Source organism: Moorena sp. SIO4E2 (assembly GCF_010671945.1).
GTDB lineage: Bacteria > Cyanobacteriota > Cyanobacteriia > Cyanobacteriales > Coleofasciculaceae > Moorena > Moorena producens.
Map to the genome: position 1 here is coordinate 1 of NZ_JAAHIE010000027.1, position 25,751 is coordinate 25,751.

Genomic DNA, 25,751 nt, shown 5'->3' on the forward strand with positions numbered 1-25,751 from the left:
CTTTACTGGTATAAATCTTCCATAGTAAGTTTCATAAATCGGTCCCAAAGAGCAAACCAAAGACTCTAATTCTTTTGTCGATTGAATATTTTCTAGTATTGTAAAACCCAAACTAAAAAGCTGATTCACCCACACATCAGAATCACAATTGTGAAAATCGTGTCTTACCGTTCGTTCTTTTTGTAAGTCAGCTTTATTCCATAAGATAATCTTTCTTGAAGATTGCACTGGAGTATCGAGTTCATTAACATGAGCCATTAACCAAGAAATGGGAAAAACACTTTGGTGAATCGGTTGTTCTTGCCAAGTAATAGTTAATTTATCGTCCTCCTCCACTACAGATACAGGTTTTGGGGGAGATTGAGCTTCACTAATGTCATAGATTTTCTGAAATGAATTAGGATCGCGACATTCTGGACATAGACAGTTATCTCGCAACCACATATAGTGAAAACGGTTGCCATTAACTGTTATAAAATTTTCTTCTTGCATAAGTTTAATTTCTAATTTAAAGATTATCGGATTTTCTAAAGGACGTAAAAGCTAATTATCGAAGCATTAGACTTCACTGAAACTCCCAGGAAGTGATAAGCAAAGTGGTATTTACTCCCACCCCTGCAAAGAGTTAGCTTACCAGTTGTTTTTCGCATATATTCCACAATTTATCTAGTGTATCGGCAGCAGTAGATAAAATGTGGTAATTAGCTATTTCTGAAAGTACGGTCTCAGCAGGATTTATCTCTACTATGGGCACATTTAACCTACGAGCTTTATACAAAGGTTTAGTAATGTATTGGTAGTCTCTGGAGGTGCCGATCAAAAAAATGATATCAATGGGAGCATTATCTAGGATCTTGAAAGTTTCTTCCGACGAACTCATATGATGTTCACCAAATAACTCAATATCCGGACGAATTAATCCTTCGCAAGCTGGACATTTTGGTGGTAAATCCATCGGTTTACTATATCCGGCTAGGAGTTCTTCTGCAGTTGTCCTGTAAGAACAATTTACACAAAATAGTTCGGAGAGTTGTCCATGTACTTGAATCAAGTTTTTACTTCCGGCTGCGCGCTCGAAACCATCTATATTCTGCGTCAATACCCATGTACCTGGTTTCCAAGACTCGATTTGTGCAATGACCTCATGAGCACGATTGAATTTTGCTTTATGACAGGCTGCTCCAATTTGCCACAGATATTTCCACGTTACTTCGGGACGAGTTTGTAACATATTTTTACTGATTGCTTCTTCGATTGGTACACCTTCTTGAGTGAGAATCCCCTCGAAAAGTCCACCAACACCACGATATGTAGGTAAGCCAGAGTCTGCAGATAAACCCGCTCCAACAATGAAAAGAATAGACTCTGCCTTGAGAATGCAATCAGCAACAACACTTAAGATCTCATCCATTAGTTTCTAAAAAGCGCCATTCTAAGTTTAGAACATTTCTGGATTCGAGTTAACCACTAATTGGCATAACCTGTAAACAAGCAAGCTTGTATAGAACTCTAGCCCCTACATTGCCATCCCACTCATCTCCAACATCACCAGGCGCAACCTCGCACAAATCAAAACCAATAATTGTTTTGCCTGTTTGAACTAGCGATCGCAACAAGTAAATTGCTTCATTAAACTCTAAGCCACCTGGTACGGGAGTGCCTGTATCGGGACAATAGGAGGGGTTTAAGCCGTCAATATCAAAGCTAATATATAGCTTATCAGGTAAGTTAGATATAATTTTATGGCACTGAGCTGCCCAAGTGATACCTTCGTAAGCATTGGCTTTGAGCTGCCAATCATCAAACATGACAACTCGGCTATCACTATTTACCATTGCCATTTCTGCCTCACAAACATCTCGGATGCCAACCTGAACTAAACGACTAATCTGACTGTTTGGCGATCGCATCATCATCAACATTACCACCTGTTTCCAGATCTCCAATAATCTCCTTAGCAATAGCTCGCATGGCGCGATTTTTATCTTGAATATCTGAGTTAATGGGTATAGTCCCGCACTTAGTTTGCCAAGCTTGGGGTAGATCAAAGTCGTACCAATCTAACTGCAGTGAAGCATCTAAAATTGCTTGGGTACCATTGACTGTAGCTTCTCGATAAGATGTAGTGACATCCCAAGGTACAGGTAAAAAAACAATTGCAGCCTCTTCCACCGAATAGGGAAAACCAAAGAAGCAACCATTGGGCACAGTAATCTCATTAGGATTAAAACTGACTTGATTCATTTGTTTTAGTTACACAAGTTTGCCACAAGTCAAAAAATTGGATAATTTATACCTAGTGATACTTTCAAAAGCGGATTTAGTATAACCCATGATTTTGGTTAGTTCCCATGGCAATTTGCCTAAGATAATCGACTCTTATAATCTTCGTAGCCAAATTCTCTAACCAAGTTAAAAGTACCATCAGTGCGGACAATGCCAATTGCTGGATGTTTGATGCCATTAAACATAGAAGTCTTCACCATTGTATAGTGAATCATATCTTCAAAAACAATTGTGTCACCAAGCTGCAAAGGCGTTTCAAAGTAGTAATCTCCCATGCCCATAAAGTCTCCTGCAAGGCAGGTAAGACCCCCCATCCGGTATCTAGGCTCTTTCTGTTGCGGATCTCTTGCACCTCGAATGCGAGGTTTATAAGGCATCTCCAAACAATCAGGCATATGAGCGGTAAATGAGACGTCCAGCATGGCAATAATCAGGTTTGAAGTTTCAATCAGATCAAGAACTGTTGCTCGGAGTACCCCAGTTTCCCATGCCACTGCCGATCCAGGCTCCAGATAAATATGCAAGTGAGGATAACGGGATTTAAAACGGGTCAAAACTTCGATTAGGTGTTCGATATCATAGCTTTTAGAGGTGATCAGATGTCCTCCCCCTAAATTAAGCCACTTGATCTGGGGAAGGTGATGCCCAAACAGGGTTTCAATCTGCTCTAAAGTACGTGCTAAAGCCTGTGAGTCGCTTTCACATAAGTTGTGGCAATGTAACCCTTCAATGCCCTCCGGTAACTTATCACCTAATTTTTCAGCGCGTATTCCTAGACGAGATAAGGGAGACGAGGGATTATAGATCTCTGGTTCCACCGGAGAATACTCTGGATTAATGCGCAGACCCGGTGATACTTGGGTCAAGAGAGTTTTTTCTTTAAATCGCTCCCATTGGCTTAGGGAGTTAAACGAGATATGTGTTGCCCCTTGAATCAGTTCTGGAAATTCTTTTTCCTGGTAGGCAAGCAAGTAAAGGTGGAGCTCTCCACCAAACTCTTCTCGCCCTAGTCTAGCTTCAAACAGAGAGCTAGCAGTAGTACCTTGTAAGTATTGTTTGACAATGGGAAAGGCACTGAACATCGCAAACCCCTTCAAGGCAAGAATGATCGTAATTCCTGCTTTTTTCTGAACCGAGTCAATTAACTCAAGATTCTCAATCAGCTTTTCGGACTCAAGCACATAGCAGGGGGATGGGATTTGGGAATAATCAATCATCTTGCTTGTTAATCCCCAAATTCTTCTGAGTTGTTAGTTGACTCATGCCAAGGTAAACCATAGGTTCCCAGCTTTGCCAAAAAAGGATCAGGGTTAAGTTGTTCCACATTAAAGACTCCCTCACCTTGCCATTCGCCAGTTAAGACTAGCATTGCACCAAGCATTGCAGGTACTCCTGTTGTATAAGCAACAGCTTGTGCCCCTACTTCTTGATAAGCTTTTGCATGGTCACAGTTATTGTAGATATAGTAGGTTTTTGGTTTTCCGTCTTTTATTCCTCGAATATGGCAGCCAATAGATGTTTGACCTTCATAGTTCTCACCTAGTGAAGATGGTGCAGGTAGAACAGCTTTGAGGAATTGCAAGGGGACGATTTGATGCCCTTCATACTCAATCGGTTCAATACTAGTCAATCCCACATTCTGGAGGACTTGCAGGTGTGTCAGATAACTTTCACTAAAAGTCATCCAGAAGCGAGCCCGTTTAATGGTGGGAATGTGTTTTACTAAAGACTCAAGCTCTTCATGATACAACAGGTATGATTCTTTAGCTCCAATCTCAGGGTAATTAATGGAGCGATGCACTGAGAAGGGTTCAACTTCTACCCAGTTAGAGTTTTCATAGTATTTTCCTTTTTGAGTAATCTCTCTGATGTTAATCTCAGGATTAAAGTTGGTAGCAAAGGGATGACCATGATCGCCTGCATTACAATCTACAATATCTAGATAGTGAATCTCATCAAAGTGGTGCTTGAGGGCATAGGCGGTAAAGACTCCTGTGACTCCAGGATCGAATCCGCATCCAAGGACAGCCATAATGCCAGCTTGTTTATATCTTTCGTGGTAGTCCCACTGCCATTTATACTCAAATTTGGCTTCATCAGGAGGTTCGTAGTTAGCTGTATCGAGATAATTTACTCCTGTTGCCAAACAAGCATCCATAATTGGCAAGTCTTGGTATGGCAAAGCCACGTTAATAACTATGTCAGGCTGAAAATCCTTAATTAGAGCGATCATTTCAGCGACTTTGTCTGCATCAACTTGTGCTGTTTGCAGAGATGGATGGGTAATAGTAGCAGCAATGCGATCGCATTTTTCTTTAGTCCGACTTGCTAAGAGAATTTCCGAGAAAACATCTTTCAACTGGGCGCATTTTTGAGTGACGACATTACCCACTCCACCTGCACCAATAATCAAAACTTTTGCCATAACTGTACTATGTTAAATAGATGTTTAAAAGTGTCTATTGCTATAACTCCAGTACAAGAAGAACTTATTGTGAGTTAGCTCCAAAGTCAGATGTATACCAATTCCAATTACCAGTCTGATCCTCAAATCCCGATTTGTAAAGCCCATCCTTAATCGCAGAATCAGGAAGTTTCTCTAGGGGGATGTAGGGGTGGGATTCTTGAGATTTTTCTTCAACAGGTTGGTTGGAGACAGCGTTATAGTGGCAATGCATGAGGATACGAGTATCACCTGTTTTATTTCCTTGAGAACCATGTATCGTGTTCGCATGGAAAAATATAGCATCACCAGGTGCCATTTCGCAATCGACAATTTCTAGCCTTTCTATGATCTTTTCCATCCGCTGAGGATCGCATACATCTCCATTACCTCGCAACACAGGGTTAATACGACCCATTAAGTGCGACTTTTTGATAACTTGCAAGCAACCATGGGCTTTAGTATTCTCAGTGATAGCTACTGTACAAGTTAAAATGTTGGGGAAAAGACAGCCGTCACCATACCAATAGGTGTAACCTTGATGCCAGTCAATAACGGTATCATCATAGGGCGATTTTTGAACAATTTTTGAGTGCCAATGATAGCACTCCTCGCCTAAGATAAGTTCTGCAGTATCGACAATCCGAGCTAGTCGAGTCATTACGCTAACCAGACTATCGTTTAAACCATTCCAAACAGCAGCACGCCAAGGTTCACCCTTTTGGTTGATGACAGTTCTGAGTGCATTAGAAAGATTGGGATCCTTATCGCAAACTTCCCGGATTAAGCTAACCTCCTCCAAATCAAATAACCCAGGGACAATAAGATATCCATCTTCGTGATATTGAGTGAGTTGTGCTTGAGTTAAGGGATTAGTGTTCCGTACATCTGTGTCAAATTTCGATGCAATCATTTGAGAGTCCATTTTCTACTGTTATTTTAGAGATTGAGATTTTTGAATCAGATTTCCATCAGTTGTTGTGGAATATGAGTATTGGATTGATATCCGCTATAATAGCGTTCCTTTATCCTTTCCCCAACAACTTCTGCGAAGACAAATAAATTGTATCTCATTTTAACGACGGGTTTACCACATCCATTCTGGGAGAGACAGTCTTTTTAGATGCTCCCAAATCGCCTAATATATTTCCATCTATGCTTACAGGAATCATCCTACGGATGTAATCATGAAACTGCTTTTGACCTGCTTCTTTAGTAGGATGATAAGGACCACAGTGTTGCTGACCTTGTTGGTAAAGTGCTTTCCTTCCCTGATGGATCTTGGTCATCAGATCATGGTCTTCATATTCTATTTCATACATATACTGGTCAAATGCATTTAGAAAGTCTTGATGTTGAGAAAACTGCTCTTCTACCAGACGATATTCGTGAATTGAGCATGTGTCGATGCTTTCTGGTATAACAACGGCAACTAGGGCAAAGCACTGAGAAATTTCAATAATAATATTAGGATAAATACAAAGCCAGACAGCACCATAGTCTTCTGGGAATTTACCAACATATTTGTTATAGCAATCTATATAGTCTCCCAGAGCAGAGGTTTTTATTTGGATTTTTTCTCTAAGATGTATCGCTTGAACACTAAAATCATCTCGGAAAATCGATTCAATATATCTTGAATCTAGAAAGGTTTTAAAATTAGGATGACATGCTTCTAAGTGGTAATTATCTAGAAAGGTATCCATATAGCTTTTCCAATTTACCTTAACGAAGAAGCAATCATGGGCATATAAACTTAGCTTCTCGAAGTTAATATTTGTAAATGTTTTAGAAGTTTCTAGAGCACCTTTCAAGGCAGAATCGTTTTTAGGAAACACAAAACCATCATAAATATCGATGGATTCCTTTTCTAGAGAGTGTAGGGCATGATCGCATTCTATATTAGCCGAACTCAACATCTTCCCATTGAGATCATATGACCAGGAATGCACTGGACAGACAATGCTGCGACAATGTCCCTTGTCTTTGAGCATGGTTGCATAACGATGTTTACAAATGTTTGGCAGAACCTGAATGTTCTCTCCATCATGGATGAGAACCTTTGTGTCCTTAGTGTGTGGCAACACATAATAGTTCTGAGATTCGTTGACAAAGCTACTGTGTCCTAGAAAAATATCCTTAAATTGACAACGCTTCTTTTCTAAGGCAAAGATTTCTTCGGAAAAGTAAAAATCGTGAGTAAGGGATAGCATATTGATTGCCCTCATTAGGTAGGTTTAATTAACTGTCAAATGGAAAAATCTTAAAACTTGAAAAAACTCTATTTAAGTTGAAGAGAATTCCGCTAAGGCATCACCAGCAAGGCGACAAGTCCGCCAGTCGTTGAGAAAGGTTGCACCTTGCTGTTTGTAGAATGCGATCGCACTTTCATTACAATTGAACACACTCCACTCAACTCGCCCACAGCCTTTATCAAGTGCCATCTTTGCCAAATAGCCAAAAATTTGACTTCCTATACCCTGACGACGATAGTTAGGTAAAACAAACAGAGCTTCTAAAAATAGACCGGGTTTCATCAAATAAATAGAGAAATTGAAGAAGTAAAGAGCGAATCCAGTCGGTACACCATCTGCACAAGCAAGGATTGCCTCGGCCTCAGGATGAGAACTAAACAAACTTTTATGAAGTTGCTCACATGTGCCAGTGACCTTGTGGGAGAGCTTTTCATGGTCAGCCAGAGCCATGATTAGCTCGAATAGAATAGGTACATCATCAGGTATGACCGGACGAATGTCAATTGAGTAATTCATAATTTCTACTTATACCACTTGAAGGGTTAGAAATTTAGTGGCGTTTAATCGACTTTGAAAATTAGTCTGGTATTGAGGTAACATTTTTTAACATAGCGGTCTTGTTAACAATCGAGACCGTTCTTTTTTTACCACAAGTTGCTCTAATTTTAAAGCCATAAGGCTTTTAGCTGGGTTGTCACCCCCTCAGCTTCAATTAATAATTTTTGTGAAGCACCTCCCCCAGGATTAGCCGGACTTTTTGATTGTAAATTTTTTCTTGATGTTGACGATGTAATAACTTAGCTTGTTCTATAAGTTGAGATAGTTGATCATAATTTAATCAAGCGCAATTGTTTGCTTTGTTTAGGACTTTTTTAGATTTAATCCCAAGTTCAGCTCATAGTTCATGAGTTCATGAGCCCCATAAAATTATATAATATACTCTTATTTTATCAAAAACTTTTCTTTGGATAGGTCTAAGGTATAATAAAATATTTTGCTTCCATACTTGTTTAAGTACCGTTACAAGGGCTGTGAAGTTGTCCGGATTTCCTCGATTGTTTGATGTGAAAAGAGTATAGAGAAGAAAGTGGGCACATTATGAGCAATCTATATCTGTTAACAACAAGTCTACTCACTGGCGGAGCAATGTCTGCTCCACCACCACCACCCCTACCTGCCAATCCCTCAGATAGCCTCTCAACCCTGTTAGTGTCAACAGCTAATAAAGCATTGCAGGCTGGGGTTAGTCACAAGATTGTCCCTACTTTAGAAACCACTGTCAAAACTTCCTCTCCTCAATTTAGTAGTCAATGGCAGAAACGTAGCCCTGCTAAATTGTTACAGCCGTTTTCAGATGAATTGACCTCACTACCTTTAGCTGCAAGCCCCCTAAATCCCCCAATTCTGGGGGACTTTAACTCAATTTCCCCCTCCGGTGCGCTTTCCGTTGGCGAATTAAATTCGCCACGGGTCGCACCGCAAAGTTGGGGGGCTAGGGGGGCGAAACTTGGTGTAAAGTATCAGCAACGTTTACCCAACTATCAACCGACGACTCCTTCACCAAAGTCGGGAAAGGAACTGTATTATCAACGATTAGCTGCCCTCAGAGCTGGCAAACTTTATACTCGCTTACCTGCTCATAGTTTCTCATCCTTTTGGGCAAAAGGGTTAAATCACAAAGGAGTCCCTCTGAGCAAACCTACCTATCAGCAATGGAAACAACTCTTGGCACAGGAAGCCAGAGCTGTTGCCTACGGACAGGGTAACAATCGTCTGTCTATGGTAGTGGGAGATTCCCTAAGTTTGTGGTTACCCGCACAGGGATTACCTAAATATCAACTTTGGCTCAATCAAGGGATTTCTGGTGAGAATACCAGTCAAATTTTGAGTCGATTATCGGCATTTTCCCAGACTCGTCCTGATACAATTTATGTGATGGCAGGTATCAATGATTTGCGTCAGGGGAAAACCGATCAAGTTATTGTCAACAATCTGCGCCAGATTACCCGTCAATTGCGGCAAAATCACCCACAAGCTCAACTGATTATCCAGTCGATTTTACCGACACGAGCTACTGCTATTTCTAATCAGCGCATTCGTAATCTTAATAAACAAATTGCTCAGATTGCTCAACAAGAAGGAGCAGCCTATCTCAATCTTCACAAGTTGTTTACTGATAGTAAAGGTCAGATGGAGCACAACTTGACAACCGATGGTATACATTTAACGCCTCTTGGCTATCAGGTTTGGCAAGAGGCGCTACAGTATACAGAATCGTTGATTGCTGCAAATCGCGCTAGGGCTTCATCTCTATGAACGGGATTGTCGGGAGGCCAGTTTCTCACAATTAGCTTGGGTTTGCTGCAATAGTTGCTCTCTACTATCTGCTGCTGTAGTGAGGTTAGGAACTAATTTTCGGGCGTGGAGTGCCATGTGAAACTGAAGCTCGGCGACATAATCGCTAATGCCTTCACAACCATGATCATTGTGGGGTTGAGTAGAATGCAAATCCAAAGTGTTCTCCTTGTCTAACTTTACCATTAGGTAGTTCGAGAGCGGGGATGCTGCGTGTTTAATTAGCCCATAGGAACCCCGACTCGATGTATGTTACAGAACATATCATGGTATGCCAAGGCCATATCTGATTTTGTAATGAAGTTTAAAATATTTGTTAAGATTTATATAGTTTAGGTAATTTATACAACGTCGTTGTCAATTTTATGGTATAAAATGTTGACGATAAATTTTACCAAATGATAAATGTAAGCATTCAGCAGTCAGCATTCAGCGGTCAGCCGTGAGCTTTTAGCTCAAGCTACGCGAACAGCCGTGAGCCATTCGCTTAGCGTGGCACAGGCTTTGGCCTTGGCCTTTCGGCCACGCGTGCGCGTTTGGCCACGCTGTGCGAACGACGCTGGGACTTTCCCGTAGCCCATAAGCACCTAAAGTAGCGTCGCCACAGGCCCAAAGCTGATAGCTGATAGCTGATAGCTGATAGCTGATAGCTGATAGTACCTCAACTAGTGTGCGCATTAGCTGATAGCTGATAGCTGATAGCTTAAAACTAAATTAAAGCGATCGCATGACCTGTAGCTGCGGACTCACGTAATCCATCTGCAACCTTGAGAGTATAACAACTATCTACGGTCGAGACATACAGGGGTGTTCCTTTAACTAGATGGTCAATTACCATAGCGGTATCTTTAAGAAACAAACCCCGTCGCCCTGCTACTTCAATTGGTTTGGTTTCCTCTGCCTTAATCAGATTACCTTGGTCTCCCTCAAACAGCAGTGTGCCTTGGTTTCCATGCACCTCAAAATTCCGTAACCTCTGCCAGAACATTTCCCCTTTACCATAGGTAATATCTGCGATTAGACCACAAGTAAAGCGCAGTTGGGCATTACATAGACAAGCAGTAAAGTACTGATCAGCAGCATCCCAAAATTGGGATTGACAATACACAGAAGCGACTTCACCAAACAAGTCTGTAAAGCGGTGAATGCGAGAAAGAGCAGCAATGAAGGGAAAGCCAAATAGTTCCAGATTGAATGTCCAGCCCCGGGGTGCAGGGTGTTTCGGCGCAATAGTTACGTAACGGGCATAAACCGGTTCACCAATTTTGGGCAAAGATTGGCGCAAGGCTTGATGCAAGCCCCCTAAAAGCTCAATATGTTCTACATGGAGGAGCTTGCCCTTAGCGTTGGCTAGGGTAATCAGGGATTCGGCATCTTTGGGGTCAAGGGAAAGGGGATATTCAGTGACAACATGTTTCCCGGCATTAAGGGCAGCACGGGCAATTGTGCCATGATCCCGATTAATCGTGCTAATAAATACTAGATCAAGCTCCGGGTGTTCTACCAATTGCTGCCAGGAATCCACCACTGTAGTGCCGTGGGTTTCAGCAAAATCTTGTGTTTTGGCAGGGGTATGACCACAGACCGCCACTAAATGCGATCGCGAATCCGTTTGCAATGTCTGAGCTCGTAGCTTAGCCGCAAACCCAGTACCAACAATACCAGCTTTAATGGGGAGATCAGTAATAGTTTTTGTCACAAGGAAATATCAAGGATTAAGGGTTAAGGGTGATTTTGACATACTCACCGCCCTGGAAGGGCAGTGATTCTTGACAGATCATCGGGACGCGCTACAAAAGCAGTCTTACCTTCCCTCCTTGTCCGTTTATGGTCGTGCCGATGCCCCATGCCGACCTTTTCTATGTTTCTTGCCGCATTAATGTCTCTATCTTGCTCAGCTCCGCAACTCACGCAAAGTACAGAGCGCACAGACAGATCTAATTTTCCCCATTTAAAACCACAATCTGAGCAGATTTGACTAGTTGGTTCCCAACGACTAATAACCCTAAATTCTCTTTCGTATTTTTCTGATTTTGCTTCACACAGAGTTCTAAATTCCGCCCAACCTTGTTGACTTATTACTCTAGATATTTTGCGGTTCTTTAGCATCCCTGACACATTGAGATCTTCCAAGACGATTACTTGGTTTTCGCTGACCACCTTGCTTGACAGTTTGTGTAAGAAGTCGCTTCTTTTGTTGGCTATTTCATTATGGATCTTAGCTATCCTTAGTCGAGTCAAGTTTTTCCGATTTGACCCTTTTGACTGCTTGGCAAACTTTTTTTGAGCTTTTCTTAGCTTGCGATCTAGTTTTGAATAATCAGGACTTTGAACTTCACTTCCATCGCTCATTGCAGCAAAAGTCTTGATACCTAGGTCGATTCCAATACTTTGGTTATCAGCATTGATTTGAACTGGCTCAATATCTACCACAAAACTCAAAAAATAGTTATTTACACAATCCTTAATGATAGTCACAGAACTAGGGTCATCAGGGAGGTCTCTAGACCAAACTGGTTTTACTATTCCAACTTTAGCTAGATAGACCTTGTCGCCCTTTATGGAAAATCCTCGGCGAGTTAACCTGGCTGTTTGTTTGCTAGTCTTCTTCTTGAATCTTGGAGGATTAACTTTATTTCCTTTTCTTTTACCTTTCCAGGAATCAAAAAAGTTCTTGAAAGCTACCCCAAGGTCTGCTACAGATTGTTGCAAAGGAACTACTGAAACCTCAGACAACCACTGTCTTTCTTCAGTCTTTTTAGCTTGAGTTATTACTAGTTTTTGTAATTCCCCTGACTTTAATACCTTGTCTGAGTTTTTACATATAGCCAGAGCATCGTTCCAAACTACCCGGACGCAACCAAACAGCCTGGCTAGGTCATTCTTTTGTTGGTCTGTAGGGTAGAATCGGTACTTGTACCTGGCTTTCACATGTTTTCTCCTAATTTCTCTGTACGTAGGATTATAGTGTAATCTAAAAGTTTTGACAATGGGATTCCGGAAAGAAAGGCACAGCTTGACTAGTTTGCCGATGCATTTAATCTGTGTCACCAAGTACCGCCAAAAAATATTAACGCGCCGCTTGCCTTACAGCTATAGAGGAATCATTCAAAGAAGTAGCAAAAAAAATAAATTTTAATATCAAAGAGTTCAATGGAGAGTCTGATCACATTCATGTACTCATTGAATACCCTCCAAAATTATCAATATCTCAGATGGTTAACAGTCTTAAAGGGGTTTCAAGTCGCAGATATGGACAGAAAGGGTTTTTAAAGCCAAATGGCAAAACAGCTTTGTGGAGTCCTAGCTATTATGCTTCTTCTGTTGGAGGAGCCCCTATAGCCGTACTGAAAGAATATATCAAGAATCAAGAAAAGCCGTCCTAGAAGGACGGGGCTTCAAACCCATTATTTTGGTGAACATATTCCCTTAAGGAAAGGCAAGAGGCAAGAGGCAAGAGGCAAGAGGAAAGGCAAGAGGCAAGAGGTAATAGGTAATAGGTTGGAATTAGGCAAAAATTCCCAGGACACTTACCGCGCCCCCGCCCCATCTTCCCATCTCCCCATCTCCCCATCTCCCCATCTCTCCATCTCTCCATCTCCCCATCTCCCCATCTCCCCATCTCCCCATCTCCCACACCGATGGCTAGATTAGGTGGCGGGAGCTCCTGGTGGTTGCTGCTGACTATAAATATTTGTCTGGGTGCCATTGCGAGCCCATTGACGATAATCCAACAACAGCTGGTGCATCAATGTTTGCTTAATCCTGACCAAAACGCTTTTGAGCAAACCATTGCCAGTGGTTTCTAAGATTGGCTTGGGAGTAAGGGAAAAAGGTAAGGGCACATCAACCTTGACAGTTAAATCCGCTCTGCCGGTGAGCTTAGTCACTCCTTGATCGTCCCAAGGATGCAGTTTTCCGGTTAATTCTAGGGCAAACCGTTGATTTATATAGTCCAATCCCAGAATTTTACAACCGACAGACCTCAGATGAACGGTAGCGTCAGATTCTGCCCACACTTCCAGATCTACCGTGGGCTGAAATGTCAAGGACATAAAGTGTAATGGATTCATTTTCAGGCGAAAACGCTTCTGAGTCAGTTGTTGGATGCGATTCAGGTCTGCGATCGCATAAACTATCCGTTCCGGCTGACGCAAGTAGTGCTGAATCGGCACAGATTCCTGTGGCACAGTCATTTCGACACGCTGGGAAGCAAAAAACTGGGTGGTCATAGAGGAAAAAACACTCAATCGATGTATGCCTTTACTTAATATTACTTTACAATTCTTCAGTTTTGGTATTATAGTTTTCATTTTACCGGAGCATGTTACTCCAGAGAGTACTTTTTTTATTTTCTAGAGATTTTTCTATAGATTTCTAATCGTCTTTTTCCCCTTTCTCCATTCCCTCAACCGTTACTGATACTCTGACCGGTGGGGATGGTAACGATACCCTCAACAGTGGGGATGGTAATGATCTAATTGATGGCAAAAATGGCAACGATTTGCTTAACGGCAATGCAGGTAATGATGCGATCGCAGGTGGACGTGGAGATGATAGACTAATTGGTGGTAGTGGCAATGATAGTCTTTACGGACAATTAGCTATTACTATCAACGCTAATATTATCGCCACTGGAATTTCTTCTTCCTCTACAACAGAAGATCAGAATTAGCTAAGTACCTGGACAAAAATCAACCTCACTTCTTGATGCAAAGCGCTCATGGGGGAGACCACGGCAGTCGCTCATGGGGGAAACCCCCAAGACCGCGCTGCCTCCCCAAGACCGCGCTGCCTCCCCAAGACCGTAATGGTGCGTTTGACCCGTAATTAAATTCGCCACGGGTCGCACCTCTGCATCGCTGTATTAACTTGTGTAAAGTTGCCAAAAGTCCGTCTGCTCCCTGCTCCCAGCTCCCTGCTCCCAGCTCCCTATTTCAACAGTTAATTTTACTTTTGTCCGACTACTTAGATGAGAGAGATGGTGATGATATTCTCGGTGGTGGCGGTAACGATGTGATTTTAAGTATTAATAGTTAGTAGTTATCTAAGCATTCAGCTATCAGCCATCAGCTTTCTGTAATAGAGATTAAACGAATGCTTACCTATGCAGGCTGTTCCCTTTCGCCTAGGGTGCGCCGTTCGCGTAGCGTGCGCCAATGCGCATTGCGCATAAGCTGAATGTTTACATTCTTAGTAACAACTTCTTCCAACTATATTATTCCCAACAAATGAGCTCTTGTTAGGAAGTTGAGAACCCCAAGAATCACCATCAAAATATTCGACTTTAGTTCTACCATTTAAAGTGTATTCAGCCAAGGTACCATCCCATGTCCAAGAAGAACCCAATTTACTTAAAGCGCTATTAGAAAGTTTTACTGTTGCTATTCGAGAACCGAATCCTGATAGACCAAACTTTTCTACAGCTACGAAAGTACCTGAGCTATTTACTAATAAAAATGAGGCTATTCCTTTTTCCTCATCCCAATCCCATCCGCGAATGCTATCACTATTTGAAATATTAATAGTCGCTAGTTTACGACCGAATTGTCCTGTGTCTGGATTAAATTCCTCTACAATGACAACTGATTTACTACCGTTGAATATAACGTAACTAGCTAGACGACCTTTATAACTCCAACCTCTAACTGAATTAGATTGGGAAATTGTCCTGCTACTTGCATCACCTTGTACATTCCTATAACGAAGCTTGGCAGCCGAACCATTAAAATCAACAGTAGAACATGCCTGATTAGCAAAGGCAGGTTGAGAAGATAAAAGTGTGAGTAAGGATGTAGCCATCAAAAAAAAATTGATATTCCATCCATTATTAACTAATTTAAGCATTTTTATCTCTTAATGTTTAGTTTGTGACATTTAGAGGATATCTGAAAAGTTTTTTTATACTGAATTTTGCCCCCCTAGGGCGTGTCTTCAAACTCGGAGATCCCCCTAAATCCCCCTTAAAAAAGGGGGACTTTGAGTATGGCTCCCCCCTTTTTTAAGGGGGGCTGGGGGGGATCATAATCTTGCCGAAAACTTTGAAAACACGCCCTAGCCCCCCAATTATGGCGGGAACAAGAATATTTGCTGCTAAAAGTCCCCCAAAATTGGGGGATTTAGGGGGCTTGGATGTAGCAAATGAGACTTCTCAGACAACCTCTTATGCATAAATTATACAAAATCCGGGTTGGGTTGAGGTCAAGATGCTGTTGGCGAATTATTTCTTAATATCTGAAAGCGTTATTATGCGGTTATTAACTTAACAAAAATACATAAAAATTAACTAGCTTGCTCAATTAACCCTAAAGGCAATTCTGCTAACTGTTTCAACTCCAACCCTCCCTCAAATATCTCATCAATCCCCAGCATTTGACCATCAATGGTCATAAACTTATGATCTTTTGTAGCTCGAATCACTGAGCCATCTTCTAGAGTATATTCAAACACCTCTTGCTCTCCCCGGTTATGCCACTGAGCAATAGGTTGGGTATAGACATAGCCATTACTATCAACGCTATAGACAGTACATGGGATACCTTTTTCGACAATCTCACCAATCGCTATTGGACCATACTCTACTGTGATAATCTCCGTATCATAGCTGAGACAATATTCGGCAAATTTAATCATTTGGTCAAATAACTCCTCAGCTATGTCTTGAGTCACGCCATTTTTGGTTGAACCATCGATAAAAATCTCCCGATGCTTCTGCATCTCAGCCACTTTCTTCTTACCCATGCAATTGTGAGCAATAAAGTCATTGGCAAGAAAGTTATGAGTTTCAGCAATACTTAAATCAAAAACATCCTCTTGGCCAAGATACTTCAGCTCAACAATCTCATCCCAGAAAATATCTGAGTCAGTAATCCCCATCAAGGCTTGATTCTGAAAAGCCCTAGGTAAATTTTCCCCTTTCAGAGTTGGATAGCTAGAAGCTAGAGGTTTTATAGAAAAATCTCCATCACCAATGATCTCAGCAGTTACCTTAACTTTACTATTCGACAGTTCACGACTGTAGGGAATTGGTAATGTTTTCGCTAAACCGATCGGGCTTCCTATGGTAAACTCTTTCAGAGGCTTCCATCCTAGACTGGTGTAGAAAAGATGATCATCCGTTGCGCGAATGTTGCGGTTAGTTTTGGTAGTAATCTCCCAAACATCACGAATCCCATTAGGATGAATTTCGACAATTGGTCGTTGGGTAATTTTTTGGGTCTTTAAATCCAGGGAAAAAACCTTTCGTCCCAACCAGTAACTAGATTTAGAAGCAATCTCCTTCAGAGAAACTAAACGACCGGTTGCTGGATCCACTATCTCAGTTGATCCACTCAAACATCGCCTCAGTAAATCCGCTTGACCTAGAGAATAACCGGCCAAATCCTGGGCCATCCGCATGATGCTTTCCTGAAAGCAGTTATGAACTACTACGCCATGAGCCAGAAAGTATGGGGAAGATTGTTCCTCCATTTGTAGATCAAAACACTCTTGTTGCCCACTCTCTTCTACAGCGGTAACATAAACTATCCGAACATCCCAAGTCTTGTACTGTGACTCTTTCGGTCTGGGTAGCGTTGCCTGTAGACTTCCGTAGGGTGCGTTAGGGACGGGCTCGCCCTGATTTTCCGCCTCGTAGTCAGCTTTGGAACAGCGCGTCCCGTAACGCACCACCGGGTCTAAACTGTTGCTCGCTCCGGGATATTTTTCATAAACTTCAGAACCCAAACTATGAGCATTATTAACAACCGGGTTTACTGGTTTCAGCTCATAGGCAAATTTGTCTCCATCTGGTGTTAGAAAGCGATGGTTTTTACTGGAATAGATGACTGTACCACTAGATAGGGTAATTTTCAGAATGTCTTTAACACCACTGCGCCATTGCTTGGCTACCCTTGCTGGCCAAACTCGTTTACCATCAGAGGTTAATACTAGGTCGCCAGATTTAATTTCTTCAATGGGCACATAAGAACCATCGGGCTTATCAATTAAGGTACCTTTCGGTAAACATAGAATTCCATAAGTCTCCTGTAAAATAGGCTCTAATAGAGGATGTTGATACTCTACTTTTTCTCGACCATGTTTACGATTAATAAACTGAGGAATCAGACCAGCATCCAGAGGACCAGGGCGATAAAGAGCTAAAATTGAAGATATATCTTCAATACTGTCAGGTTTCAGGTCTCGCACCACCTGACGCATTCCGGAAGATTCTAATTGGAATACTCCTTCTAACTGGCCTTTCTCTAGGAGCTCGTAAGTTTCTTGAACACCTGGGGGTTTTTTCTTCTGTTCACCCTTGGCTAAAATTTTCCTAGATTTAATTTCCTCTAGGGGAATATCATCTAAATCGAGTTCAATATTTTGAGTCTTTTTAACTAACTCTTTGGTTTTCTGAATAGTGGTTAAGTTCTTTAGTCCTAAAAAATCCATTTTCAGGAGTCCCAGAGATTCCAGGTCTTCCATAAAATACTGGGTGATCACTGCACCATCATTATTCAGTTGTAATGGCACAATTTCATCTAAGGGGTCTGCTGAAATAACCACACCAGCAGCATGGACACCAAAGGTTTTATTTGTCCCTTCAATCCGAATCGCCATATCCACCCAACGACGCACTTCCGGATCTTGATCGTAAGCTTCTTTAAACTCTGGTGTTGGTGTCTGATCAGAAATCATGACTGAGAGTTTGGCTGGCTTACCTCGCGCCACTGGAATCATCTTAGCCATACGATTCGATTCTTGGTAGGCAATTCCTAACACTCTCGCTACATCTTTTAATACCGCTTTAGAGGTCATGCGGTTAAATGTAATAATCTGGGCTACTCGGTCTTCACCATAGAGATTGGTGACATATTTAATCACCTCATCCCGTCTTTCAATGCAGAAATCTGTGTCAATATCTGGCATGGATTTCCGCTCTGGATTTAGAAAGCGCTCGAACAGTAGCCCATGATGTACAGGATCAATGTTGGTAATTTCTAGGGCATAAGCCACTAGAGAGCCTGCTGCTGAACCACGACCCGGACCAACGGGAATATCATTGTCTCTGGCATATTTGATGTAGTCCCAAACCACTAAAAAGTAGGTAGAAAACCCCATCTGCTGGAGCATTTTTAACTCATACTCCAGCCGGGCTTTATACACTGGATCAATTTCACTACGAGAGCGACACTTTAGCCGCTTCATCAGTCCGTTCCAGGTAATTTCTTCTAAATAGGTGTCAGGGGTATAATCCTTGGATACCTTGTAGTGTGGGATGCGAGGTTCCCCCATAATATTGTAGTGCTTGACTTTATCGGCCACTTCTAAGGTATTTGCGATCGCATCCTCTATCACCTGCGACGGTAAATGATCTCGAAACAGCCGTTTCATTTCCTCTGCTGACTTGAGATACTCCGTGCCACTATAGCGCATCCGTTTCTCTTCTGTAACCAGTTTAGCGGTTTGAATACACAGCAAAGCGTCATGGGCTTCTACGTCATAGCAGGAGATAAAGTGGGAGTCATTAGTCGCAACAATTTTAATTCCTAATTCACTGGCAATCTTGACAATCGCAACATTAACCACTCTGTCTTCTACAGAGCCGTGGTCTTGAATCTCTAAATAGTAATCATCCCCAAAAACATCTTGGTACCACTTAGCTACTTTACGGGCTTGATCTAAGTCACCTTTTAGGATAGCTTGGGGAACTTCGCCCCCCAAACAAGCACTGGTTACAATTAACCCTTCGTGATATTGCTCCAGTAATTCTTTATTGATACAGGGACGAGCAAAAATACCTTTACCTGGCATCCCTTTGAGGTGAGAAATAGTTGTTAGTTTTACTAAGTTTTTGTAGCCTTGGGTATCTTTTGCTAAGACAACTTGATGATATTTTCGGTAACGCTTATTGACCTCAATATCCCCGTTTATCACATACATTTCGTTACCGATTATCGGCTTAATGCCCTTTTTTAGGCAAACTTTAATCAGTTCAATAGCACCATACATCACACCATGATCTGTCAGTGCGATCGCAGGCATTCCCAAATCAACAGCTCGATCGATCAGTGCTGGTAGCTGAGATGCTCCATCCAGTAGGCTATAATCACTGTGAATGTGTAGACCAACAAAAGACATAGTTACTGTTAATTATAAACCGATGTTGCTGATTATTTTAATGATTAACGAACCTACGATCCACGTCTAGTACCAAAAGAAACTAGTACCAAAAAACTAGGACTTATCTTAAGCACGGAAATCCGTTAAACGACTTCCAACCCTTCTCACATCCAATGGTGGATTTTTAACCTGATTAGTATTCAAATTGCTGTTAAGTTCCCGAATACGGCGGGACAGCATACGAATAATCTTAATTGCAAATTCTGGTGTCTCATCAATGGCATCATAGAGTTGTAGCTGTGTCAACATCAAACAATGGCAAGGTTCGATGGTGGTCACAGAAGCGGAACGAGGTTCTGCATCAAACAAGGACATCTCCCCAAAGCAGGCTCCTTGCTTGAACTGTGCCAAATTCCGCTCACCAATGTGAACTCTTACCAAACCTGAGACTACAATATAAAGTTCCCTACCCTCTTCCCCTTGAGCAAAGATGGTATGGTTAGAAGGAAAGTCTAGCTCGTCCATCACAGAGGCTAGTCGCATCAGAAAATCGTCCCGCAATTCGTGAAAAATTGGGACACCCCTGATAAAAATTAAACGATCAATGCTAGATAACATTGGTTAGCGGTTGGGTTAGCGGTTGGCTGCTAGCGAATAGCCGTCCTGTAGTAAACTACAAGTTTAACCCATACCGATAGTTGTTTCGCTAATTGTTTATAGTTAATGGCTCACTAGACCTAGAGCTCTAATTAAGATTCAACCACTGTACTGTGGTAATTTCAGACGTAAGTATTCAGGGGTCAGCGGTGAGCTAAAAACTCACGCTAATTGAGGTGCGGTCAGCTTATTTTATTCAAAAGCTCTTCCCACCTCAAGTAGCGTGGCCACAGGTCAATGGCTGATAGCTGATACGCGACACGCTGATACGCGACACGCTGATGGCTGAATGCTTACTTTCAGACATTATTTCACCCCTAGCTCTACTGTCCACTGCCATGATAAATTAGAGATGATGCCAGCAAAGTTTACAAACAATAGGCAACTATACTGATCAAACTATCCGATAATCTCTTGTGCTTGAGCAGCTACCAAGGGATCTGGGTCATTCCTAAGCACTGGCAACAACTCTGCACAAGCACGAGGTGACATCTCTTTGAGATAAGCCACAACCGCTTCCCGCACAAAACCGGTAGGATGACGTAAGCAACTCATAGCCGCTGCTGGTGCTAGAGAGCAGTGTGCTGCTCTGGCCACATGAAAACAACACGCTAGGGGCCAATCTGACATAAAATGTCGTAACTCGATTAACCGACGTAAGCGATCGCTTACACTCATGGGTTGATAAGGCACTAAATCCACTAGGGCAGCTAATTTTTCTTTCAGAGAACGCCGGTCTAAAATTGACAAAAATGCTTTCTTATTAGGAATATCTAGGGTATTATCCAAAATTTCTAACCCTAGGGCAATGTTTGACCGAGAATGGGATGCTAGATTAAACTCAGCTGCTTTGATGGCACTCGATGGATAAAGAAACTTCATCAGTAAGAAACACACCTCCACCAGATCTTGTTGAAGATCATTAAGCCCCTGCCGCAGCAAATCTGCCTCCAGTCCAGCTATTTTCTTTGAGGTCAAATCCAGCAGTGCGCCATAAATTTGACCCAAAAACATCAATTCTTGCTCAATTAAGGCTTCTACGACCCTACGCCCTAACTCGTTCATCACCGCTTCAATTCCAACCTCCCCTGGAATCTTCAGCAGGATCGTGAGAATATTACGACGGGTTGTCCCCCAACTACTCATCAACTGTTGCACCAAATGCTTCATAGCTTCAGGAGTACCCTTCTGAGTTATAGCCTGGAGTCTGCCAATCTCACCGAGAGCCATCCAAGCTTGCCGCCTTACTGGGTCTGGCTTATGAATATCTTCAGACAAAACCCTCAATAAAGCAATGGCTTCATCCCCTTGCTTGACCAACGCTCTACGAGCAGCATTGCGGGTAGATGTGTAGTAAAGTGCCTTGACTAAAGACGGATAGTACTTTTCAAATCGTTTAGCAGCAATCACCTCTAAACAAGCACACCGTACCTTTAATGACTTATCCCTTAACAGGTCATCAATATAAACTACCAAGGATTCCAAGTAATCCATCTCTGCCAAAGCTCGGGTACCCATCAACCGTTCTTGCTCTTTTTTTGAGGTGAGCATCCGCCGCAGGGTTTTGACGGCTTCAAATTTCTCTTTTGGTGTACCCCGACCCATAATTAAAGCAGCTGCTGTAGCTCTTACGGTTGGGTCAACAGCAGGTTGTAGATAAGGCTTAATTGTCCGAATATTCAGGTCTTTCTGAGCCAGCCAAAAATAGCGCAATGCTAAGGCCAGGACTTCTACTGGTGGTCTTTGATCAATCAACCGAGACACATCTTCTAGACAATCTGGGTTGGGATAGGGCAACATCACCTCTAAACTCTGGCGCTGCAAATCTGTAGACATTTCTCCCAGCAAGGGAGAAAGAACCTGACTCGCTGTTTCTGGAGCGATTTGAGACAACAGTTGAATGTAAGCAGAGCGGTTCTTCGGCTCAGTTTTCAGTCGCTTTACCGCTTCCTCAAAGAGGGTCTTAGTATCCAGGAAATTGGTATTGGCAGAACCCAAACGTCCTTGCTCAGCATTGATCAGCAGCAATGAACCATAATTAGCCCGCATCAACCGGGTACTCAGCAGCCATAATAGGGCAAAAATCACTACCATTAGAATAAACACCCAATGGCGCAATGGCTCAAAATTGGGGAAAGCCCAATCCAGCAGCCCAATGGTGGCTAAAATTCCAATGCCAGTAATGCCAGTAGTCATGGGTTTGGCAATCCCTTGCACAGTAGTCTGCACCACAGAGCGTAACCCTGACGGTAAGGCTTGGAAGAGTACAGGTTCAACACTAGCAATTAAAGTAAAGCGCAATAGTTCATCAACGAATCGGAGTAAGACTACACCAATAAATAGCCCTGTAATCCAGCTAGGCAAGAACCCAATATCAAACTTTAGCCAACTTGCCATGTTAGCTAGGGTCACTAAGCCAATCACAGATAAAGCACCAGGTAATACCATAGCGCTTAGGAAAAGACCAAAGCGATCAATCACCCGACTAGAGATAAACCATTGGGTCACCAGTTCAAAAAGTCCCAACGTACCACTGAATAGACCCAGAAAACCAGCAATTGCTGAACTATCCAGGGTTTGCTCCAATTGACCCATATACTGAAATTCAATTAGGAGGTACAGGGCTTCCCCTAAGATAAAAAAGGCAAATAAAGGGATGACATAGCGTCTGAGGGATTCACTCGGCTGACGCACAGCAAAGTCTGGCTCCATTTCTTCCCACTGTCGTGCTGGGGAGTTAGGAAAGGCTTGCTGGTAGTGCTGACATATATAAACCAAGGTCAGTGCTCCGATGAGCATCATGCCAGACCCAAAAGCCACCACATTGTTGAGTCCCACTAACAGCAATAATAGAGGTAATGAGAACCCAGAGAGGACATCAGCTACCAAAAGCCCACTGGAGATTAGGGGGTAGGTACGCTTAATTTCCCGAATGTTGAATAACTGATTAGCCGTCACCTGGGAATTAAGGTCATTGAGGATGTACACCGCATCCATCCACAATCGCAATAGAAAGATGGTGACTACAGTAATATAGCCATACTCGATCTCCAAGCCTAGGCGGAACACTAACAGGGGTAAGGCAGCTAGGATAGCGATCGCTACCAAGACTGACCTCAAGGGTAAAATGCTCTGCAACCAGGAGTATAATACTCCCAGCCCAGAGCAGATCACGGAACTAGCAATATAAATCACCGGTAACCACTTCGCGCCATATTTCTCTAGAAACAAGGCAATGGCACTGTACTCTAACCAAAGCAGTCCCATGGAAGTGGTGGTATGGAAGGCGAACATCAACAATGTCCGCTCGCCTTCTTCTGGGCGAAGATTCACCCACTCTAGGATTTTTCTAACCCAGTAACCCTTCAGGCGAGTCGGAGATGGCAATTTCATAGAGTCATTCGTCCTTCGTCACTAGTCCTCAGTCAGTAGTCCTTGGTATTTTAAGCTGCTTGCTCCGTGCATGGGTATTCAGACATGAATTCCAGGCACCTGCCCATGTGGGTACCAATGACTAATAACCAATGACTAATGACCAATGACTAATGACCAATGACCAATGACTGATGACCAATCACTATAACCACTATTTTTTGGGGGAGAGTAACATCATCATGTTACGACCTTCCCGCTTCGGTGCTTGCTGGACTTCTGCCAATTCTTGTAAATCCTTAGCCATGCGCTCGAGTAGTGCCTGGGCTAAATTACTGTGTTGAATTTCTCGACCTCGGAAGGTAATGGTAGCTTTGACCTTATCGCCAGATTTCAGGAAGCGCTCCGCTTGATTGACCCGCACATTGTAGTCATGGTCTTCTATTTTGTAGCGCATCTTCACTTCTTTTACATCAGCCGTGTGCTGCTTCTTCTTTGCTTCACGGGCTTTCTTCTCTTGTTCAAATTTGTACTTGCCATAGTCCATGATGCGACACACTGGCGGATCTGCCTTGTCACTAACCAGGACAAGATCTAACTCCTTTTCCTCAGCGATCCGCAGGGCGTCTTGAGGTGTGATTATACCCAGCTGTGCCCCATCGGTATCAATGGCTCTAATCTTCGGAAACCTTATTCTTTCGTTAATTTGGGGTAGATCGCGTTGGCGTCTTCTATTATCACTCACAGGCGTTTGTTTATTTTCTTAAGTGGATTAATCAAAAAATCGACTTACTACATACACTTGCCATTTTACTAATTCCTTTCTTGTTTCTGTTCAAATTATTAACATCACTTAGGAAACCAAGGCCGATGGAATAGTTATAACTTACTCCTTTGCCTGATAGGCAAGGCATAATGGACTCAAGTTGCTTTGTAAATATTTTTGAAGTTGAGGCAGGTTGTGACCAAATCTTTGCATTGGCAGCAACGAGTTGGTAGTCAAAGGGATTGGGTCTGGCGGGGTTGGCCGATCCGTTATACCTATTTTCGCCCACCCCAACCCCTAACTGTCCAGCCGACAACACCAGTTATTCTGCTTCATGGGTTTGGTGCTTCGGTAGGGCATTGGCGTAATAACCTAGACGTAATCGGTCAACATCATACCGTTTATGCTTTAGATCTGCTGGGTTTTGGGGCATCCCGGAAAGCTTCGGTTGACTATACCATTGACCTTTGGGTAGCTCAGGTTTATGAATTTTGGCAAACTTTTATCCAAAAACCGGTAGTGTTAGTAGGTAACTCCATTGGTTCGCTAGTTGGTCTAGGAGCAGCAGCAACCCATCCAGAGATGGTTAAAGGTCTGGTGATGATTAATTTACCAGATTTCCAAGCCCGAGAAGAAGCGATTCCTAGTTGGCTCGGACCGATAGTCTCAACTGTTGAGAGTCTAGTGGCATCACCAGTGCTACTCAAAACCCTATTTTACGTGGTAAGACGTCCAGGGATTGTGCGTAAGTGGGCAGGGTTAGCTTATGCTAATCCAGAGGCAGTTACAGATGATTTAGTAGAAATTCTGAGTGTCCCTGCCACCGATCCTGGAGCTGCGGCCACCTTTAGTAGACTTTTGAGAGGGATGACCGCTCCTAACTTTAGTCTACCGGTCAAATCCCTATTACCTACATTAGATATTCCTATGCTATTGATGTGGGGACTAGAAGACCGGATGATTCCCCCTATGTTAGCTCGCAAGTTTGTTAAACTCAATCCTAATTTAGAGCTATTGGAGTTAGATCATGCTGGTCACTGTCCCCACGATGAATGTCCGGAACAGGTGAATCTGATCCTGTTAGAGTGGCTGGGAGCTAAGGTTTGATTATCCCCACAATTGGTATTAGCCGACGCTCACTTGATCAGTTTCAACCTCCGTGCAACCATCCACACCTGAGGCAACATTAACCATCTTATCTAGAACCTCCTGGCTAGCTACTTCTCCTTTTAGCACAACTTTACCGCCAGTTTGAGCAACCCAGAGCCTTTCCTCGTCATCCAGCTCGTCGTCTTGGTCAAAGGCCCAAACAACTCGCTTGGCAAGGCCGCTTTGGTCGTATTCCCCGTTTAACCCCATTCGTTCTGGGGGAATGTCATCTCCTGCTGGTGCATCTTCTGAAGGGGTACTAGCTGCGGCAGCTTCCTCTGGGCTCCCAAATCCAAACATTCGCTTTAACCAACCCATAATTATTTTGTTTCACTCCAATCAGTTTTTACCGATTTTTATGTTACCG

Annotated in this window: 26 protein-coding genes and 1 pseudogene; 5 read left to right on the forward strand and 22 right to left on the reverse strand. The window is 42.7% G+C overall.

The window, feature by feature from the left end:
• From F6K37_RS05500 to F6K37_RS05540, 9 genes are all read right to left on the reverse strand, one after another.
• On the reverse strand, window positions 1–492 hold a 492-nt coding region (locus F6K37_RS05500; RefSeq protein WP_287248737.1), incomplete at its 3' end, for a gamma-butyrobetaine hydroxylase-like domain-containing protein.
• Between the two features lie 133 nt (window positions 493–625).
• The gene (locus tag F6K37_RS05505) at window positions 626–1,411 is read right to left on the reverse strand and encodes a Sir2 family NAD-dependent protein deacetylase (protein WP_287248739.1); all 786 of its coding nucleotides are present in this window, start codon (window positions 1,409–1,411) and stop codon (window positions 626–628) included.
• A gap of 49 nt (window positions 1,412–1,460) precedes the next feature.
• On the reverse strand, window positions 1,461–1,922 hold the full coding sequence (locus F6K37_RS05510; protein ID WP_287248782.1) for an arginase family protein: 462 nt from the start codon (window positions 1,920–1,922) through the stop codon (window positions 1,461–1,463).
• Entirely contained in the window at window positions 1,885–2,244 is a 360-nt protein-coding gene (locus F6K37_RS05515) for an arginase family protein (protein ID WP_287248741.1), read from the reverse strand. Before F6K37_RS05515 ends, F6K37_RS05510 begins: the two co-directional genes overlap by 38 nt.
• A 119-nt stretch (window positions 2,245–2,363) precedes the next feature.
• On the reverse strand, window positions 2,364–3,503 hold the full coding sequence (gene nspC / locus F6K37_RS05520) for a carboxynorspermidine decarboxylase (protein WP_287248743.1): 1,140 nt from the start codon (window positions 3,501–3,503) through the stop codon (window positions 2,364–2,366).
• A gap of 8 nt (window positions 3,504–3,511) precedes the next feature.
• Window positions 3,512–4,711, reverse strand: coding sequence for a saccharopine dehydrogenase family protein (locus tag F6K37_RS05525; RefSeq protein WP_008188821.1), 1,200 nt, complete (start codon window positions 4,709–4,711; stop codon window positions 3,512–3,514).
• Between the two features lie 64 nt (window positions 4,712–4,775).
• Window positions 4,776–5,642 (reverse strand): phytanoyl-CoA dioxygenase family protein, encoded by an 867-nt coding sequence (locus F6K37_RS05530; protein ID WP_287248747.1) that lies wholly within the window; start codon window positions 5,640–5,642, stop codon window positions 4,776–4,778.
• 157 nt (window positions 5,643–5,799) lie between these two features.
• A complete protein-coding gene (locus F6K37_RS05535; protein WP_287248749.1) occupies window positions 5,800–6,957 on the reverse strand; it encodes an aromatic ring-hydroxylating oxygenase subunit alpha in 1,158 nt (385 codons plus the stop codon).
• 57 nt (window positions 6,958–7,014) lie between these two features.
• Window positions 7,015–7,500, reverse strand: coding sequence for a GNAT family N-acetyltransferase (locus tag F6K37_RS05540; protein ID WP_287248751.1), 486 nt, complete (start codon window positions 7,498–7,500; stop codon window positions 7,015–7,017).
• Window positions 7,501–8,082: 582 nt separating this feature from the next.
• Here F6K37_RS05540 and F6K37_RS05545 point away from each other — a divergent pair.
• Window positions 8,083–9,300 carry a GDSL-type esterase/lipase family protein gene (locus tag F6K37_RS05545; protein WP_287248753.1) on the forward strand — a complete coding sequence of 406 codons (1,218 nt, stop codon included), beginning with the start codon at window positions 8,083–8,085 and terminating at the stop codon, window positions 9,298–9,300.
• Here F6K37_RS05545 and F6K37_RS05550 read toward each other — a convergent pair.
• From F6K37_RS05550 to F6K37_RS05565, 4 genes are all read right to left on the reverse strand, one after another.
• A complete protein-coding gene (locus F6K37_RS05550) occupies window positions 9,295–9,498 on the reverse strand; it encodes a hypothetical protein (RefSeq protein ID WP_044495006.1) in 204 nt (67 codons plus the stop codon). The genes F6K37_RS05545 and F6K37_RS05550 overlap by 6 nt on opposite strands.
• A 291-nt stretch (window positions 9,499–9,789) precedes the next feature.
• On the reverse strand, window positions 9,790–10,017 hold the full coding sequence (locus tag F6K37_RS05555) for a hypothetical protein (protein WP_131827076.1): 228 nt from the start codon (window positions 10,015–10,017) through the stop codon (window positions 9,790–9,792).
• Window positions 10,018–10,048: 31 nt separating this feature from the next.
• On the reverse strand, window positions 10,049–11,038 hold the full coding sequence (locus F6K37_RS05560; protein ID WP_008188835.1) for a Gfo/Idh/MocA family protein: 990 nt from the start codon (window positions 11,036–11,038) through the stop codon (window positions 10,049–10,051).
• Window positions 11,039–11,082: 44 nt separating this feature from the next.
• Complete coding sequence (locus F6K37_RS05565; RefSeq protein WP_287248758.1) at window positions 11,083–12,270, reverse strand: RNA-guided endonuclease InsQ/TnpB family protein; 1,188 nt, start codon at window positions 12,268–12,270, stop codon at window positions 11,083–11,085.
• Between the two features lie 58 nt (window positions 12,271–12,328).
• Between F6K37_RS05565 and tnpA the strand changes: the two are divergent.
• Window positions 12,329–12,725: pseudogene (gene tnpA / locus F6K37_RS05570) on the forward strand (IS200/IS605 family transposase).
• Here tnpA and F6K37_RS05575 read toward each other — a convergent pair.
• Both F6K37_RS05575 and F6K37_RS05580 read right to left on the reverse strand, forming a co-directional pair.
• Window positions 12,722–12,961: a hypothetical protein gene (locus F6K37_RS05575; protein WP_161603194.1), complete on the reverse strand. Its 240-nt coding sequence runs from the start codon at window positions 12,959–12,961 to the stop codon at window positions 12,722–12,724. The pseudogene tnpA and the gene F6K37_RS05575 sit on opposite strands and share 4 nt — an antisense overlap.
• Before the next feature lie 28 nt (window positions 12,962–12,989).
• Entirely contained in the window at window positions 12,990–13,571 is a 582-nt protein-coding gene (locus F6K37_RS05580) for a DUF1997 domain-containing protein (RefSeq protein ID WP_008188841.1), read from the reverse strand.
• Between the two features lie 272 nt (window positions 13,572–13,843).
• Here F6K37_RS05580 and F6K37_RS05590 point away from each other — a divergent pair, with 272 nt between their 5' ends.
• Window positions 13,844–14,014: a hemolysin-type calcium-binding repeat protein gene (locus tag F6K37_RS05590; RefSeq protein WP_008188843.1), complete on the forward strand. Its 171-nt coding sequence runs from the start codon at window positions 13,844–13,846 to the stop codon at window positions 14,012–14,014.
• On the opposite strand, the gene F6K37_RS05595 is transcribed toward F6K37_RS05590, so the two are convergent.
• Complete coding sequence (locus F6K37_RS05595) at window positions 14,015–14,182, reverse strand: hypothetical protein (protein ID WP_154659932.1); 168 nt, start codon at window positions 14,180–14,182, stop codon at window positions 14,015–14,017.
• A gap of 29 nt (window positions 14,183–14,211) precedes the next feature.
• Between F6K37_RS05595 and F6K37_RS05600 the strand changes: the two genes are divergently transcribed.
• Window positions 14,212–14,379, forward strand: a complete 168-nt coding sequence (locus F6K37_RS05600) for a hypothetical protein (RefSeq protein ID WP_008188845.1) — start codon at window positions 14,212–14,214, stop codon at window positions 14,377–14,379.
• 153 nt (window positions 14,380–14,532) lie between these two features.
• Here the strand turns inward: F6K37_RS05600 and F6K37_RS05605 are convergent, their stop codons facing one another.
• From F6K37_RS05605 to infC, 5 genes are all read right to left on the reverse strand, one after another.
• Complete coding sequence (locus F6K37_RS05605; RefSeq protein ID WP_008188846.1) at window positions 14,533–15,186, reverse strand: hypothetical protein; 654 nt, start codon at window positions 15,184–15,186, stop codon at window positions 14,533–14,535.
• Between the two features lie 435 nt (window positions 15,187–15,621).
• Complete coding sequence (gene dnaE, locus F6K37_RS05610; protein WP_287248766.1) at window positions 15,622–19,458, reverse strand: DNA polymerase III subunit alpha; 3,837 nt, start codon at window positions 19,456–19,458, stop codon at window positions 15,622–15,624.
• A 108-nt stretch (window positions 19,459–19,566) separates the two neighbouring features.
• Window positions 19,567–20,058, reverse strand: coding sequence for a Crp/Fnr family transcriptional regulator (locus F6K37_RS05615; protein ID WP_008188849.1), 492 nt, complete (start codon window positions 20,056–20,058; stop codon window positions 19,567–19,569).
• 438 nt (window positions 20,059–20,496) lie between these two features.
• Window positions 20,497–23,490, reverse strand: a complete 2,994-nt coding sequence (locus F6K37_RS05620; RefSeq protein ID WP_008188851.1) for a hypothetical protein — start codon at window positions 23,488–23,490, stop codon at window positions 20,497–20,499.
• A gap of 193 nt (window positions 23,491–23,683) precedes the next feature.
• On the reverse strand, window positions 23,684–24,214 hold the full coding sequence (infC, locus tag F6K37_RS05625) for a translation initiation factor IF-3 (protein ID WP_008188853.1): 531 nt from the start codon (window positions 24,212–24,214) through the stop codon (window positions 23,684–23,686).
• 216 nt (window positions 24,215–24,430) lie between these two features.
• On the opposite strand from infC, the gene F6K37_RS05630 reads away from it, so the two are divergent.
• Window positions 24,431–25,342 (forward strand): alpha/beta fold hydrolase, encoded by a 912-nt coding sequence (locus F6K37_RS05630; protein WP_008188855.1) that lies wholly within the window; start codon window positions 24,431–24,433, stop codon window positions 25,340–25,342.
• An 18-nt stretch (window positions 25,343–25,360) separates the two neighbouring features.
• Here the strand turns inward: F6K37_RS05630 and F6K37_RS05635 are convergent, their stop codons facing one another.
• Complete coding sequence (locus F6K37_RS05635; RefSeq protein ID WP_008188859.1) at window positions 25,361–25,702, reverse strand: BON domain-containing protein; 342 nt, start codon at window positions 25,700–25,702, stop codon at window positions 25,361–25,363.
• Window positions 25,703–25,751 lie beyond the last annotated feature (49 nt).

Bases quoted from the DNA above. Each gene is read 5' to 3' on its own strand.
- F6K37_RS05505 (WP_287248739.1), bottom strand. From the start codon at position 1,411: ATGGATGAGATCTTAAGTGTTGTTGCTGATTGCATTCTCAAGGCAGAG.
- F6K37_RS05510 (WP_287248782.1), bottom strand. From the start codon at position 1,922: ATGTTGATGATGATGCGATCGCCAAACAGTCAGATTAGTCGTTTAGTT.
- F6K37_RS05515 (WP_287248741.1), bottom strand. From the start codon at position 2,244: ATGAATCAAGTCAGTTTTAATCCTAATGAGATTACTGTGCCCAATGGT.
- nspC (WP_287248743.1), bottom strand. From the start codon at position 3,503: ATGATTGATTATTCCCAAATCCCATCCCCCTGCTATGTGCTTGAGTCC.
- F6K37_RS05525 (WP_008188821.1), bottom strand. From the start codon at position 4,711: ATGGCAAAAGTTTTGATTATTGGTGCAGGTGGAGTGGGTAATGTCGTC.
- F6K37_RS05530 (WP_287248747.1), bottom strand. From the start codon at position 5,642: ATGATTGCATCGAAATTTGACACAGATGTACGGAACACTAATCCCTTA.
- F6K37_RS05535 (WP_287248749.1), bottom strand. From the start codon at position 6,957: ATGAGGGCAATCAATATGCTATCCCTTACTCACGATTTTTACTTTTCC.
- F6K37_RS05540 (WP_287248751.1), bottom strand. From the start codon at position 7,500: ATGAATTACTCAATTGACATTCGTCCGGTCATACCTGATGATGTACCT.
- F6K37_RS05545 (WP_287248753.1), top strand. From the start codon at position 8,083: ATGAGCAATCTATATCTGTTAACAACAAGTCTACTCACTGGCGGAGCA.
- F6K37_RS05555 (WP_131827076.1), bottom strand. From the start codon at position 10,017: ATGCGCACACTAGTTGAGGTACTATCAGCTATCAGCTATCAGCTATCA.
- F6K37_RS05575 (WP_161603194.1), bottom strand. From the start codon at position 12,961: ATGGGGAGATGGGGAGATGGGGAGATGGAGAGATGGAGAGATGGGGAG.
- F6K37_RS05580 (WP_008188841.1), bottom strand. From the start codon at position 13,571: ATGACCACCCAGTTTTTTGCTTCCCAGCGTGTCGAAATGACTGTGCCA.
- F6K37_RS05605 (WP_008188846.1), bottom strand. From the start codon at position 15,186: ATGCTTAAATTAGTTAATAATGGATGGAATATCAATTTTTTTTTGATG.
- dnaE (WP_287248766.1), bottom strand. From the start codon at position 19,458: ATGTCTTTTGTTGGTCTACACATTCACAGTGATTATAGCCTACTGGAT.
- F6K37_RS05615 (WP_008188849.1), bottom strand. From the start codon at position 20,058: ATGTTATCTAGCATTGATCGTTTAATTTTTATCAGGGGTGTCCCAATT.
- F6K37_RS05620 (WP_008188851.1), bottom strand. From the start codon at position 23,490: ATGAAATTGCCATCTCCGACTCGCCTGAAGGGTTACTGGGTTAGAAAA.
- F6K37_RS05635 (WP_008188859.1), bottom strand. From the start codon at position 25,702: ATGGGTTGGTTAAAGCGAATGTTTGGATTTGGGAGCCCAGAGGAAGCT.